Below are 13836 nucleotides of genomic sequence, written 5' to 3' on the forward strand. Positions count from 1 at the left end.
TCGCGGTGGAAAAGCCAGTCTGCAAGGCCCTTTGCAGGATTGTCTATACCCCGTGCGATCCGAAGCAACCTAGCCTGACGGGAACAAAGAACGATCCGTCTCTCTCGCTTTGCGGATGCAGCGCTGCCGGACTTTCGGGTTCAGCGAGTGACCATGAATGAGGCTCCTGCGATGATCTCGCAGGCACCGAGAGTTGCGACGGCATGCCGTTCCAGAAGCTCAATTTCGCCGGGGCTAATCCCCATTGCGGCTCACCAGCCAATCGCGGCGGTGATCGAACCAGAAGGGTGTGTCATGCAGTTTGACCGTCGACAGCTTTTGCTCGGAGGAGCCGGCACTGCCGCCGGCCTCATGCTTCCAGGCAGCGCCTTCGCACAATCGCCGGCCACTATCGGTACTTTCCCGGAAGGCGTCACGGCGGATTCGGTTTTCGTCGGTCTGACCATCCCGCTCACCGGCGTCTTTTCGGGTGACGGCGGCGACCTCAAACTCGGCTATGAACTGGCTATCGCGCAGATCAATGCCGGCGGTGATATCGCGCAGAAGTGGGGCCTCAAGGGCAAGGGCGTGCTCGGACGGCAGATCAAGTACAAGGTCTCCGACACCGAAGGTAAACCCAACCTCGACGTGCAGAGCGCCACCCAGTTCATCCAGCGCGACAAGGCGATCATGGTGTCGGGCTCGGTATCGAGCGCCAGCGCCATTGCACTCGAAGAACTCGGGTCGCGCGAGAAGGTGCTGTACATGGTCGGCATCGCCGGCTCCAACGACATCACCGGCAAGAACTGCCAGCGCTATGGCTTCCGCTCCCAGCAGAACGCTTACATGGCCGCGAAGGCGATGGCGCCCGTCGTCGCCAAGGCGCTCGGCAAGAACGTGAAGTCGGCCTTCCTCGTGCCTGACTACACCTATGGCCACACCGTCTATGACAGCTTCGCCAAGTTCTCGGCGGAGCAGGGCTGGAAGCAGGTCGCCAAGGAGGTCGTGCCGCTCGGCACCACCGACTATTCGTCGGCGCTCCTGAACATCGCCAATAGCGGCGCGGATGTCTTCGTCAACATCGCCTTCGGCGGCGATGCGGTTGCCTCGACCAAGCAGGCCGAGCAGTTCGGTGTACTGAAGCGCATGAAGCTCGTGGTGCCGAACCTGTCCTCGTTCCAGGACAAGGAGCTCGGCGCCGAACTGATGCAGGGCGTCTATGGCAGCTGCGATTTCTGGTGGGGCCTGCAGGACACCTATCCGCTCGCCAAGACCTTCGTTGAGAGTTTCGTGGCGCAGAACAAGTACTATCCGCGCTGGGGCGCGCATATCGGCTACATGCAGACCTATCTGTGGGCGATGTCGGTCGAACGCGCCGGTACGTTCAATCCGGTCGATGTGATCAAGGCGATGGAGAGCTCCAAGGCGCAGCCTTACGAGACGACCATCGGCAAGGTCTATTTCCGCGCCGAGGATCACCAGATGGTACGCCCGATCCCGATCCTGCGCGGCAAGAAGCCGTCAGAGATGAAGAACAAGGAAGACTTCTACGAGATCGTCGATATCGCCGACGGCGAAAGCGTAATGAATGCTCCCGACTTCTTCGGCTGCAAGCTCGGCCCCTACACCTAAGGATCACCATGCCAAGCTGGCCCGTCCTCATCTCGCAGGCCTTCAACGGCCTGGCCCTCGGCACATTGTTGGCCCTCGTCAGCAGTGGTTTGACGATCATCCTGGGCACGCTTGGGGTCCTCAATTTCGCTCACGGCGCGCTGTTCGCCGTGGGTGCCTATGCCGCTTTCGTGCTGCTGCAATACACCTCGTCCTTCGTGCTCGCGATCGTCGTCGGCTGCGGTTTCATGCTGGTGCTCGGCTTCCTGCTGGAACGCATCATCATCCGCTATTTCTACGACCGTCCGCATGAGGATCAGATCCTCGTCACCTACGGTGTCGGCATCGTGCTCGTCGAATGCGTGCGTGCAGCCTTCGGCGGCAATGCGCAGCGGGTGCCGGTGCCGTCCTGGGGGCAGGGCGCGACCCAGATGGGCTTCCTGATCTACCCAACCTATCGCCTGCAGCTGATCGCGATCATCGCGGGTCTGCTGCTCAGTCTCTATCTCGTGCTCTATCGCACCTCGATGGGCCTTGTGGTTCGCGCCGGCATCGAGAATCCCGGCATGGTCGGCATCCTCGGCATCAATGTGCGCCGCGCTTTCCTGCTGGTCTTCGCCATCGGCGTTGTCGCCGTCGGTCTCGCCGGCATGCTCTATGCGCCGGTCGTGGCCGTGACGCCGGACATGGGCGCCAATTTCATGGCGCAGTCTTTCGTGGTTATCGTGCTCGGCGGCCTCGGCTCGTTCCCGGGCGCAGTCATCGGCGGCCTGATCGCGGGCGAGATCATCAGCCTGACAAGTGCTTTCAACTCGTCCTATTCGGAAGTGATGCTCTACGCGCTGATGGCGGTGCTGCTGATCATGCGCCCGCAAGGCCTGTTCGGTTCGGAAGGCCGCGCATGATGCGTCCTCGTTCCGGCGGCTTGCGGGGCTGGCTTCCCGAACTCGCGGTGCTGTGCACGCTGATCGTGGCACCCATCGTGTTTCCGCATCTCGGTTTCTCGACCGATCTGCTGACACGTGTGTTGAACTGGGGCCTGATCGGCCTCGGCTTCGATATCCTGTTCGGCCTGACGGGCCTGCTGTCCTTTGGACAGGCCGCATTTTTCGGCGTCGGCGGCTTTGTCAGCGCCTATCTGCTGGTGTCCCACACCATCGATAGCGTCTGGCTGGCGCTGGCGATCGGCACCGTTGCAGCCGGCCTGTTCGGCCTCCTGGTCGGCTGGTTCGCCGTGCGCCGGGTTGGCATCTATTTCACGATGATCACGCTGGCCTTCGGCCAGATGGCCTATTTCATCGAGAATTCCCCGCTGTCGGACTACACCGGCGGCGAGAACGGAATCCCCGGCGTGCCGGTGCCGGTGCTCGGCTTCGGCGCCAATGCGATCCGCATCAGCGCGGGCATGCCGATGTATATCCTATTCGCGGTGATCTTCTTTCTCGGCTACGTGCTGGCGCGCCGCATCGTCGGCTCGCCGGTCGGCGCGATCCTGCTGGCGATCAAGGAGAACACCGGTCGCGTCGCAATGCTCGGCCATAACGTGCCGGCCTACAAGCTGACGGCCTTCGTCATCGCCGCGCTCTATGCGGGCCTTGCCGGCGGTCTGCTCGGTTCGTTCCAGAGCTACATGCCGCCGGATGCGTTCTCGCTGGAGACGTCGGGACAGCTCGTAGTTCAAACCATTGTCGGCGGTGCCGGCACGCTGATCGGTCCGCTGGTCGGCGCGGCCGTCTGGCTGTGGCTGCGCGACAATCTGCAGCTCATTCCGGGCTTTGCGATCCTGTGGAAGCTGGTGCTCGGCATCGCCTTCATCATTCTGGTCATAGGGCTGCGCCGCGGCATCTGCGGCGAGATCGCCCATTGGTGGAACGAACGCCGTAACCTGGCTGCCGCACGGGCGGCCGAGGCTAAAACCGAGGCCATCGAGGCGCATAATATTGATGTCGCCACCAAACCCGTCGCGCCGCCCAAGGAGGTCAGGCTGACCCTTGCCGAGCCCACGACGGGTGACAGCGACATTGCGCTCGAAGCGCGGTCTCTGGCGCGGCATTATGGCGGCCTCAAAGCCGTCGATGGCGTCTCCTTCCAGGTCCGCCGCGGCTCGATCCATGCGGTGATCGGCCCGAATGGCGCCGGCAAGAGCACACTGTTCAAGATGCTGCTTGACGAAGTCAGCCCGTCCTCCGGCGAAGTGTTGCTGTTCGGTGAGAAGGTCACAGGCGTCGGCGTCAGCCGCGCGGCGCAGCTCGGCATCGCCAAGAGCAATCAGCTCAATCAGCTGTTTCCCAATCTGACGGTGCGCAAGAACCTGCGGATCGCGGCACTGGCACGCCGTCGCGGCCCGATGCGCTTCGATCTGTTGCGCAGAGCCGGCAGCATTCCCGACGTCGAGGAGCAGATCGCCTCGATCCTCGGCCTGCTCAATCTGGTCGAACGTGCCGACACGCCGGCACATATCCTGGCTTACGGCGAGAAGCGCCGGCTTGAGATCGGCATGGCGCTGGCGACCAGCCCGAACGTATTGCTGCTCGACGAACCCTTAGCCGGCATGAGCCCGGCAGAACGCATCGCGACCTGCGCCTTCATTCGCGATATCGGGCGCTCGCGAACCGTGGTCATCGTCGAGCACGATCTCGACGCCATCTTCGAACTCGCCGAGCGCATCACCGTGCTCTATGAGGGCCGGCTGCTGGCGGACGGCACCGCCGACGAGATCCGGCGCAATCCGGCCGTGCAAGACGCCTATCTGGGAGGGCTGCACGCGCATGAGCCTGCTTGAAGTCGACAAGATCAATACGCTGTATGGCGATTCCCACGTGCTGTTCGACCTGTCGATCCGGGTCGAGCAGGGCGAGGTGGTCGCGCTGCTCGGCCGTAACGGCGCCGGCAAGACCACGACGCTGCGCTCGATCATGGGCGTGCTGTCACCGCGCAGCGGCCATATCCGTCTCGACGGCAAATCCATCGAGGGCCTGCCGCCATCGGCCATCGCCGGCATGGGCGTCCAACTGGTGCCGGAAGAGCGCGCCATCTTTGGCGGCCTGACGGTCGAGGAAAACCTGCGCATCGCGGCGCTGACGGCGCCGAATGCGTGGTCCTACGATCGAATCTACGACGTGTTTCCGCGCCTCAAGGAGCGCCGCAAATCGGCCGGACGCACACTGTCTGGCGGCGAACAGCAGATGCTGGCGATTGCACGCGCGTTGATCCGTGATGCGCGCATCATCCTGCTGGACGAGCCGTTCGAGGGCCTGGCGCCGCTGATCGTGCGTGATCTCGTCGAGGTCTCACGCAATCTCGCCGCTGAGGGCCGCACCATGATTGTGGTCGAGCAGAACGTTGCGGCTGCATTGAGCTTCGCCAACCGCGTCTACGGGCTCAATAACGGCCACGTGGTGTTCGAAGGCACGCCGGCCGACCTCAATGCCAGTCCCGATCTGATGCGGGACTTCCTCGGCGTCGGGATGTGATTCCCGGGACGTAATCCCGGAGACAATGGCCCCGGGCAACGTGATTCCCTAGATTTCGATCGGCACCGCGAGGCGCCCGATCAGGAGCGCCACCTCATCGAGGTGATCGCTGTCATGCGCCTCGACGGCTTCGGCGAGCCGGGTGACGCATTCGTCATCACTGATAAAGGGCAGGGAGTTGAGGTCGGTCGGAAGCGCGCGGTCGGTGTGCGTGGCTGGCATCGGTCACCTCGTTCGATTCGGAACTTGTTCAACGTCGCAACGGGCAGTCTTGCGGTGCAATAAGACTAAATAGCGACACGGTTGGAAAGATTATTCTTCGCCCGCATGCGACATGGGCCCGGCGAGAACGGGTCAAGCATCAAGAAAATCCCGTAACATGAGGCTTTTTCGGAGTTTTCCCCGATTGGCGGCCTCTATGGGAAGAGGTGCATTTCCTGCTTTCCAAGCGCGGATCGCTTTGTTATACGCTGCGGCCTGCGAACAAGCTTCGCACGTTCCCTGGTAGCTCAGCGGTAGAGCATTCGACTGTTAATCGAATGGTCGCTGGTTCGAATCCAGCCCGGGGAGCCAAACATCCTTCCGCAAAAATGGCTGCCAGAAACCGCGCTCGGGACCGCCTCGATAGCGCGTTGGCTGCTGTGTTTTTACGAACCTTGCATCCCGCTGTGCGCTGCCGTAATTCCTGCAAAAGGAACTTCCAGCCGTTTGCAAGGGATTGCTCATGTCCGACTTTTCGACCGCACGCCAGAAGATGGTTGATGGTCAGGTGCGTCCCAGCGACGTCACCGATTTGCGCATCATCGACGCCATGCTTGCGGTGCCGCGCGAGGAGTTCGTTCCTGCCAGCCAGCGCGCCATGGCCTATCTGGACCTCGACCTCGAAGTCGCCCCGAATCGCTTTCTGATCAAGCCGGTGGTGCTGGCGCGGATGCTGCAGGCCTCCGACGTAAAGGCGACCGACAGGGTTCTGGTGGTTGGTTGCCCCACGGGCTATGCGGCCGCCGTGATCGCCCAGTTTGCCGGGCAGGTCACCAGCGCGGCCGGCATGGCGGCTGATGGCGATGCCGCGAACGGCCCCTATGATCTGATCGTTCTGGCCGGCGCGACGGAAATCGTCCCAACGGGGCTCTACAAGCAGCTGGCGCCCGGCGGGCAACTCGTGGGCGTGTTCGCCCTGACCAAGCCCGCCCGCGCCGTTATCGTGACCCATTCCCACGAGGATTTTGGCTCCCGCCCCCTGTTCGATGCTACCGCACCGGTTCTACCGGGCATGGAAAAGCTCCCGGCATTCGTTTTCTAGGGCTGATGTCCGCCTTATCGGGCATCGGGGCACCGCTAATATCGCCAGCGGTAATTACAAGTGTGGCTTGGATGTCCCATTCGCCAAGTTTTCACTGTCAAGTTTCCACGAGAGGTTCCGTCTCGCCGATGCGCGGAATATGGTGAGTGGAGACTCGCTAACGGACATCATCTGTTCGGTCGCCATAAGTGTGCGCCCGGATCAGTGAACGGCATGAATGGATTACCAAGAATGGGCGGCGTAAAAGCTCTCACCGGTGCTGCAGCTGCGGCCCTTTTGCTGGCATTTGCCGGAGCGTCACCCGTTCTGGCTGACACGATCGAAGCGGCGTTGGTTCGCGCTTATCAGAACAATCCTCAATTGAATGCCCAGCGCGCTTCGGTGCGCGTCACTGACGAGAACGTGCCGCAGGCTTTGTCGGGTTATCGGCCGAGGGTCGCGATCACCGCAAGTGGTGGCTATCAGTACACGGACGCGGTCAACAGCATTGCAGGTACTGCGACCGCAATTCACGGCGTGCAGGTTCCCCGCGCCGTTGGCGCGACCATCACCCAGAATGTGTACAACGGCCAGCAGACTGCAAACCGTACCCGAGCTGCCGAAAGCCAGGTATCGTCCGCACGCGAAGGCCTGCGCGTGCTGGAACAGTCAGTGTTGCTTTCCGCCGCGACTATCTACATGGATTACCTGCGCGACGCGGCCACCGTCGAGGTTCAGCGCAGCAACGTGCGTGTGCTCGAGCAGACGCTGAAGCAGACCCGCGACCGGTTCAATGTCGGCGAAGTCACGCGCACCGACGTGGCGCAGTCCGAGGCGCAGCTCGCCGCCGGCCGTACGCAGTTGCTGAGCGCCGAATCGACGCTGACGACCACGCGCTCGAATTTCCGCCGCATTATCGGCAACGAGCCGGTGGCTTTGCAGGCAGGTTCGCCAGTCGACCGCTTTCTGCCCGCCACGCTACCTGCCGCTATCGAGCTCGGCCTCACTGAAAATCCGAGCGTGACCGCAGCAATGTTCGGGGTCGACATCAGTTTCCTGAACACCAAGGTCAACGAAGGCGCACTGTTTCCAACAGTGACGCTGACGGCCAACATCCAGCAGGGTTGGGAACAGTCGATCTCGCAGCCGCGCGGTCTGACGGCGTCAGGCATCGCCCAGGTGTCGGTCCCGGTTTACCAGGGCGGCGGCGAATATTCGCTGATCCGTCAGTCCAAGGAAACGCTCGCGCAGCAACGCCTCGCTCTCGACCAGACGCGCGATCAGGCGCGCGCGAGCGTCGTGCAGGCCTGGGGTCAGTTGCTGGCGGGTAGGGCGCAGGTCTCGTCCGCACAGGCACAGGTGCAGGCTTCCGAAATTGCGCTGAACGGCGTTCGCGAAGAAGCCAAGGCCGGCCAGCGCACCACGCTCGACGTGTTGAATGCCCAGCAGGCGCTGGTGAACGCGCGCGTCGCGCTTGTCACGGCGCAGCATGATCGTGTGGTGGCATCATACTCGGTGCTCAACGCAGTTGGCCGTCTGTCACCGATGGTGATGAAGCTGAACACCAATGTGTATGACCCCAGCGTGCACTATCATCAGGTGCGCGATAGCTGGGTCGGCGTGCGTACGCCCGACGGACGCTAACGCGCTCGGATATCACCTGATATCGTGTCGAAAGGGCCGCTTGTGCGGCCCTTTGCTTGCAATCAATTTGTCCGATGACGTACCGTTTGCATTGCTGGCTTAGCGATTCGGAATGCCTCTCCTAATTCCTTGGGCATTTCCCGCGCGACAGCTGGTGGTCAGGCCTCGCTTGATCTTGGGGACAAGTCAGGCTTGCGCGCTGAATCGAACGGTCGTCAAAACGACAACCCGCAAATTCAGCCTCGTCTGGTGTAAAATATTGACGAGAGCGTTGATGATGCGGAGTCGGACATGACGCAACCTGCAAAGGTCCAGGAGCCCTCGATGGAGGAGATTCTGGCGTCGATCCGACGTATCATCGCCGACGACGAAGCGAAGCCGGCCGTCGCCGAAGTTGCTCCTCCGCCGCCGCCCAAGCCAGCTCCTGCACCCAAGCCTGCTGCGATGACAGACATCCCGCCGTCGGCGATTCCTGCCGCGCAGGCTGCTGCCGCCAAAGCACCGCCTCCAGCCCCGAAGCCCGCGCCACCGCCGCCGGAGCCTGCTGCCTCCAACAGCCAGGACGACATCGACGCGATGTTGGCCAGCTTGGAAGCCGCGACCACCGAGGAAGAGGTGCGCCCGGCGCAGCCCGACGGTGATGTGTTCGAACTGACCGACGAGATGGTGGTCGCCGACCCCGAGCCGGAACCCGCATTCCAGCATGTCGAGCCGGATGACGACCTCGAATTCGCCGAAGCTGTCGCTGCCAGCAGCCAACGACCCGCACCGCGCTTCGACCCGCCGTCCTATGATCCGCCCCCGGTCGCACCGCAGCAGATCCTGTCACACAGCACCGTGTCGTCCGTGGAGTCGGCCTTCAATGCGCTGGCCAATACGGTCCTGAGCAACAACGCGCGGACCCTTGAGGATCTCGTCAAGGAGATGCTGCGTCCGATGCTGAAGTCCTGGCTGGACGACAACCTGCCGGGCCTCGTCGAGCGCATCGTCAAGGCTGAGATCGAGCGCGTCTCGCGCGGCGGCGGCCGCTAAGCCCGCGAGACAGGCAACGACGGCCTTTCAGGGCCTTCGTTTGGCCCTCCGGGGTGGTTAAACAGCCCTATATGTTGACTTGAGCCGCGCTGGCGGGTTTCTAGCGCCATCGGCTTCCTGCGTTCGCCCCAGGCCCTAAAACCGTGGCCGAAAACCCCTGATTTGATTGAATTGTCATGATCGAAAAGACCTATCAGCCTGCCGATATCGAGACCCGCATCGCCGCTGCCTGGGAAGCCGAAGGCGCGTTCAAGGCCGGCCGCGCGGACCGGGTGGATGCCGAGCCCTATACGATCGTGATCCCGCCGCCGAACGTCACCGGCTCGCTGCATATGGGCCACGCCCTCAACAACACTTTGCAGGACGTGCTCTGTCGTTTCGAGCGCATGCGCGGCCGCGACGTGCTGTGGCAGCCCGGCACTGACCATGCCGGCATCGCGACCCAGATGGTGGTCGAGCGCCAGTTGATGGAACGCCAGGAGCCCGGTCGCCGCGACATGGGCCGCGAGGCATTTCTTGAACGCGTCTGGAAGTGGAAGGCCGAGAGCGGCGGTGTGATCGTCAATCAGTTGAAGCGCCTCGGCGCCTCCTGCGACTGGTCGCGCGAGCGCTTCACCATGGACGAGGGCCTGTCCGAGGCGGTCATCAAGGTGTTCGTGCAGTTGCACCGCGAGGGCCTGATCTACAAGGACAAGCGCCTTGTGAACTGGGATCCGAAGCTGCTGACGGCGATTTCCGATCTCGAAGTGCAGCAGGTCGAGGTCAAGGGTAACCTCTGGCATCTGCGCTATCCGCTCGAAGGCAAGAATTTCGATCCGGAAGATCCGACCTCGTTCATCACCGTTGCCACCACGCGTCCCGAGACGATGCTCGGCGACAGCGGCGTCGCCGTGAATCCGGATGACGAACGCTACACCCATCTGATCGGCAAGAACGTGGTTCTGCCGCTGGTCGGCCGCCTGATCCCGATCGTCGCCGACGAATATTCCGACCCGGAGAAGGGCTCTGGCGCGGTGAAGATTACGCCGGCGCACGACTTCAACGACTTCGAAGTCGGCAACCGCCACGGCCTTGCACGCATCAGCATCCTCGATATCGAAGGCAAGCTCGCACTCGCCGATAACGAGGACTATCTGCACGGCCTGCCGGTCGCAGCGTCGGAGCTGGTCGAAGAATTGCATGGCATGGAGCGCTTCAAGGCGCGCAAGACCATCGTGCAGCGGCTGGAAGATTTCGGCTTCCTGGAGAAGATCGAGCCCAACACGCATATGGTGCCGCATGGCGATCGCTCCGGCGTCGTCATCGAGCCGTACCTCACCGACCAGTGGTATGTCGACGCCAAGACCATGGCGCAGCCGGCGATCGCCGCCGTGCGCACCGGCGCGACCGAGTTCGTGCCGAAGAACTGGGAAAAGACCTATTACGAATGGATGGAGAACATCCAGCCGTGGTGCATCTCGCGCCAGCTGTGGTGGGGCCATCAGATCCCGGCCTGGTACGGTCCGGACGGCAAGGTGTTCGTCGCCGAGACCGAGGAAGAAGCGGTCGGCAACGCGCTCGGCTATTATGTCGAGCAGGAGGTAATCACGGAAGAGCAGGGCCACGATATGGCGCTCGATCCGGCGAAGCGCGAGGGCTTCATCACGCGCGATGAAGACGTGCTCGACACCTGGTTCTCGTCGGCGCTGTGGCCGTTCTCGACGCTGGGCTGGCCGCAGAGCTCAGTTGATGTGGATCGCTACTATCCCACCAATGTGCTCGTCACCGGCTTCGACATCATCTTCTTCTGGGTCGCCCGGATGATGATGATGGGCATGCACTTCAAGAAGGACGTGCCGTTCCCGACCGTCTACATCCACGCCCTCGTCCGCGACGAGAAGGGCGCCAAGATGTCGAAGTCGAAGGGCAACGTCATCGATCCCCTGAACCTGATCGACCAGTACGGCGCCGATGCGCTGCGCTTCACGCTGGCTGCGATGGCCGCACAGGGCCGCGATATCAAGCTCGCGACCCAGCGCGTCGAGGGCTATCGCAATTTCGCGACCAAGCTCTGGAATGCCTGCCGCTTCGCCGAAATGAACGAGTGTGTGCTGCCGGCTGGCTTCGATCCGACCAAAGCCAAGGAAGTGCTCAACCGCTGGATCGCGCATGAGACCGTGAAGGCGACGCGCGAAGTCACCGAGGCCATCGAAGCCTATCGCTTCAACGATGCCGCGGGCGCGACCTATCGCTTCGTCTGGAACGTGTATTGCGACTGGTATCTCGAACTCGCCAAGCCCTTCATGATGGGCGAGGACGGTCCGGCCAAGACCGAAACCCGCGCGATGGTCGCTTGGGCCCGCGATGAGATCCTGAAGCTGCTGCACCCGTTCATGCCGTTCATCACGGAAGAACTCTGGGCCGTCACGGCGCCGCGCGACGGTCTGCTGGCACTCGCGCCGTGGTCACGCAAGGCGAGCGGCCTGACGCGCGAGCAGGAAGCGCTGATCATCGCAACCGCCGCGAGCGATCCGATCGTCGCACCGATCCTGATGGGAGATCCCGAACCGGTCACCGATTTCAAGGATGACGCCGCCGAAGCCGAAATCGGCTGGGTCATCGACCTGGTGACGGAGGTTCGTTCGGTGCGTGCCGAGATGAACATCGTGCCGGCAACATTGACGCCACTGGTGCTGGCCGGCGCTTCTACGGAAACTCAAGCCCGTGCCCAGCGCTGGAGCGATGTCGTCAAGCGCCTCGCTCGTCTCGGCGACATATCCTTCGCCGATGTCGCGCCGCAGGGCGCCGTGCAGCTCCTGATCCGCGGCGAGGTCGCAGCACTGCCGCTGAAGGGCGTGATCGATCTCGGCGCCGAGAAGACGCGTCTCGACAAGGAACTGGTGAAAGCCGAAGCCGACATCAAGCGCGCCGACGCCAAACTCTCCAACGAGAAATTCGTCGCCAACGCCGCGGAAGAGATCGTCGAGGAAGAACGCGAAAAGCGCGAGGCAGCCGAGGCCCGCAAGGCCAAGACGCTGGAAGCGCTGGAGCGGCTCAAGAACGCGGTGTGAGTTTGATCGTAGGATGGGTAGAGCGCAGCGAAACCCATCACCTCCATGTTCGCGATTGATGGGTTTCGCGAAGACGCTCTACCCATCCCACCGCTCACACCTTCGCAAACGGCTTGCTGAGATAACGCGAGCCTCTCACCCCATAACGCCACGGCAATTCCACGGCCTTGGTGATGCCGATGCGGATGCCGGCGACGATGTCCGGCATCTCCGTCCTTGCATGGATCGCGATCGGCGGCTTGTCCAGCGCCAGCCCGTTATGCGCGATGCTGATGCCGAGTGCCTGGCACACCTTGCCCGGTCCCGAACACAGCATGCGGTCATCCTGCAGCCCGCGCCGCAGCTGCATCTCGCCAATCCCGAAGGTCGGCTGCAATGCCCGGATCAGCACCGCGCTGGCCGCCCCCTCGGCCTCACAGACGAAATTCACGCACCAGTGGATGCCGTAGGAGCGGTAGACATAGGCAAAGCCGGGCGGCCCGAACATGATCTGGTTGCGCGGCGTCTGCCCGTTGAAGGAATGGGCCGCGGGCTCGGTGTGATGATAGGCCTCGACCTCGACGATCTCGCCACCGATGCCATCGACCAGGAGCGTCGCGCCGATCAGTTCGGGGGCCACATCGTGCACGCTCCGAGCGAAAAAGCTGCGTTTGAGTGCCTTGCCGAGCTTTTGGGGGATTTGGTGAGGTTTTGGAGCCATTCTGCCTGCTATGTTACGATGCAGGGCCGGGCAAGGCGAGGGCGGGTTGCAGGACAGGGCCCGGCGGATTACCTAAGGCTTCACTCAGAACGGACAGTTCATGGTCGTCGTCCTCGATACCGTTTCCACCACGCAGCTCCGCCCGCGTCACCCTGAAAAAGTGAATCGGCCGGATTCGTTCTCGCCGCCGAAGCCGGACTGGATCCGTGTCCGCGCGCCAACCAGCCGTGGCTATGGCGACACCCGCAAGATCGTCAAGGAAAACGGCCTTGTTACTGTGTGCGAGGAAGCCGGCTGCCCGAATATCGGCGAGTGCTGGCAGAAGAAGCACGCCACCTTCATGATCATGGGTGACACCTGCACCCGCGCCTGTGCGTTCTGCAACGTGAAAACGGGGATGCCCAACGCTCTCGACGGCATGGAGCCCGAGCATGTCGCCGAAGCCGTCCGCAAGCTCGGCCTGCATCACGTGGTCATCACCTCGGTGGACCGCGACGATCTCGCCGATGGCGGCGCCGAGCATTTTGCGCAAACGATTCGTGCCATTCGCGCGGCATGTCCTACGACCACGATTGAAATCCTGACGCCGGACTTCCTGCGCAAGCCGGGCGCCCTCGAAGTCGTCGTCGCAGCGAAGCCCGATGTGTTCAACCACAATCTCGAAACCGTGCCGTCGCGCTATCTGACGGTGCGGCCGGGCGCGCGCTATTTCCATTCGCTGCGGTTGCTACAGCGAGTGAAGGAGATCGATCCCACCATCTTCACCAAGTCCGGCATCATGGTCGGCCTCGGCGAGGAGCGCCACGAGGTGCTGCAGGTGATGGACGACATGCGCTCCGCCGATATCGACTTCCTCACGATCGGCCAGTATCTGCAGCCGACGCGCAAGCATCACGTGGTGTCGCGCTATGTCACCCCCGATGAATTCAGCGGCTATGAGAAAGTCGCCTACACCAAGGGCTTCCTGATGGTGTCGGCGAGCCCGCTGACACGCTCGTCGCATCATGCCGGCGAGGATTTCGCCAAGCTGCAGGCTGCGCGCGCCGCTCTCGCGCGCTGAGAACG

11 protein-coding genes and 1 tRNA gene are annotated in these 13836 nt (G+C 62.6%); 10 read left to right on the forward strand and 2 right to left on the reverse strand.

Features of this window, described 5'->3' with window-relative positions:
* Positions 1-294: 294 nt before the first annotated feature.
* The 4 genes from AB7951_RS13345 to AB7951_RS13360 are packed head-to-tail and all read left to right on the forward strand — an operon-like array spanning position 295 to position 5063.
* Entirely contained in the window at positions 295-1611 is a 1317-nt protein-coding gene (locus tag AB7951_RS13345; RefSeq protein WP_093759099.1) for an ABC transporter substrate-binding protein, read from the forward strand.
* Between the two features lie 8 nt (positions 1612-1619).
* Positions 1620-2495 carry a branched-chain amino acid ABC transporter permease gene (locus AB7951_RS13350; protein WP_175368999.1) on the forward strand — a complete coding sequence of 292 codons (876 nt, stop codon included), beginning with the start codon at positions 1620-1622 and terminating at the stop codon, positions 2493-2495.
* The gene (locus AB7951_RS13355; RefSeq protein WP_439061602.1) at positions 2492-4372 is read left to right on the forward strand and encodes a branched-chain amino acid ABC transporter ATP-binding protein/permease; all 1881 of its coding nucleotides are present in this window, start codon (positions 2492-2494) and stop codon (positions 4370-4372) included. Before AB7951_RS13350 ends, AB7951_RS13355 begins: the two co-directional genes overlap by 4 nt.
* Positions 4359-5063 (forward strand): ABC transporter ATP-binding protein, encoded by a 705-nt coding sequence (locus tag AB7951_RS13360; protein WP_093758551.1) that lies wholly within the window; start codon positions 4359-4361, stop codon positions 5061-5063. Before AB7951_RS13355 ends, AB7951_RS13360 begins: the two co-directional genes overlap by 14 nt.
* 48 nt (positions 5064-5111) lie before the next feature.
* Here AB7951_RS13360 and AB7951_RS13365 read toward each other — a convergent pair whose 3' ends face one another.
* The gene (locus tag AB7951_RS13365; protein WP_170849674.1) at positions 5112-5285 is read right to left on the reverse strand and encodes a hypothetical protein; all 174 of its coding nucleotides are present in this window, start codon (positions 5283-5285) and stop codon (positions 5112-5114) included.
* 276 nt (positions 5286-5561) lie between these two features.
* On the opposite strand from AB7951_RS13365, the gene AB7951_RS13370 reads away from it, so the two are divergent.
* The 5 genes from AB7951_RS13370 to AB7951_RS13390 all read left to right on the forward strand — a co-directional run bounded on the left by AB7951_RS13370 (position 5562) and on the right by AB7951_RS13390 (position 12071).
* A tRNA-Asn gene (locus AB7951_RS13370) sits at positions 5562-5636 on the forward strand.
* Positions 5637-5787: 151 nt separating this feature from the next.
* Entirely contained in the window at positions 5788-6366 is a 579-nt protein-coding gene (locus tag AB7951_RS13375; RefSeq protein ID WP_439061601.1) for a protein-L-isoaspartate O-methyltransferase family protein, read from the forward strand.
* Between the two features lie 231 nt (positions 6367-6597).
* A complete protein-coding gene (locus AB7951_RS13380; protein WP_175369002.1) occupies positions 6598-7989 on the forward strand; it encodes a TolC family outer membrane protein in 1392 nt (463 codons plus the stop codon).
* A 291-nt stretch (positions 7990-8280) separates the two neighbouring features.
* Positions 8281-9021: a PopZ family protein gene (locus AB7951_RS13385; RefSeq protein WP_439061600.1), complete on the forward strand. Its 741-nt coding sequence runs from the start codon at positions 8281-8283 to the stop codon at positions 9019-9021.
* Positions 9022-9197: 176 nt separating this feature from the next.
* Positions 9198-12071, forward strand: coding sequence for a valine--tRNA ligase (locus AB7951_RS13390; RefSeq protein WP_439061599.1), 2874 nt, complete (start codon positions 9198-9200; stop codon positions 12069-12071).
* Positions 12072-12165: 94 nt separating this feature from the next.
* On the opposite strand, the gene AB7951_RS13395 is transcribed toward AB7951_RS13390, so the two are convergent.
* Complete coding sequence (locus AB7951_RS13395; protein ID WP_120289683.1) at positions 12166-12771, reverse strand: DNA-3-methyladenine glycosylase; 606 nt, start codon at positions 12769-12771, stop codon at positions 12166-12168.
* A 100-nt stretch (positions 12772-12871) separates the two neighbouring features.
* Here AB7951_RS13395 and lipA point away from each other — a divergent pair, with 100 nt between their 5' ends.
* Entirely contained in the window at positions 12872-13831 is a 960-nt protein-coding gene (gene lipA / locus AB7951_RS13400; protein ID WP_120289685.1) for a lipoyl synthase, read from the forward strand.
* The last annotated feature ends 5 nt before the right edge of the window (positions 13832-13836 follow it).

This window comes from Tardiphaga sp. 285_C5_N1_2, assembly GCF_052076065.1.
In the GTDB taxonomy this organism is placed as follows: domain Bacteria; phylum Pseudomonadota; class Alphaproteobacteria; order Rhizobiales; family Xanthobacteraceae; genus Tardiphaga; species Tardiphaga robiniae.

Excerpts from the sequence above, each read along its gene's own strand:
- AB7951_RS13345 (WP_093759099.1), top strand. The coding sequence starts at position 295 with ATGCAGTTTGACCGTCGACAGCTTTTGCTCGGAGGAGCCGGCACTGCC.
- AB7951_RS13350 (WP_175368999.1), top strand. The coding sequence starts at position 1,620 with ATGCCAAGCTGGCCCGTCCTCATCTCGCAGGCCTTCAACGGCCTGGCC.
- AB7951_RS13355 (WP_439061602.1), top strand. The coding sequence starts at position 2,492 with ATGATGCGTCCTCGTTCCGGCGGCTTGCGGGGCTGGCTTCCCGAACTC.
- AB7951_RS13360 (WP_093758551.1), top strand. The coding sequence starts at position 4,359 with ATGAGCCTGCTTGAAGTCGACAAGATCAATACGCTGTATGGCGATTCC.
- AB7951_RS13365 (WP_170849674.1), bottom strand. The coding sequence starts at position 5,285 with ATGCCAGCCACGCACACCGACCGCGCGCTTCCGACCGACCTCAACTCC.
- AB7951_RS13375 (WP_439061601.1), top strand. The coding sequence starts at position 5,788 with ATGTCCGACTTTTCGACCGCACGCCAGAAGATGGTTGATGGTCAGGTG.
- AB7951_RS13380 (WP_175369002.1), top strand. The coding sequence starts at position 6,598 with ATGGGCGGCGTAAAAGCTCTCACCGGTGCTGCAGCTGCGGCCCTTTTG.
- AB7951_RS13385 (WP_439061600.1), top strand. The coding sequence starts at position 8,281 with ATGACGCAACCTGCAAAGGTCCAGGAGCCCTCGATGGAGGAGATTCTG.
- AB7951_RS13390 (WP_439061599.1), top strand. The coding sequence starts at position 9,198 with ATGATCGAAAAGACCTATCAGCCTGCCGATATCGAGACCCGCATCGCC.
- AB7951_RS13395 (WP_120289683.1), bottom strand. The coding sequence starts at position 12,771 with ATGGCTCCAAAACCTCACCAAATCCCCCAAAAGCTCGGCAAGGCACTC.
- lipA (WP_120289685.1), top strand. The coding sequence starts at position 12,872 with ATGGTCGTCGTCCTCGATACCGTTTCCACCACGCAGCTCCGCCCGCGT.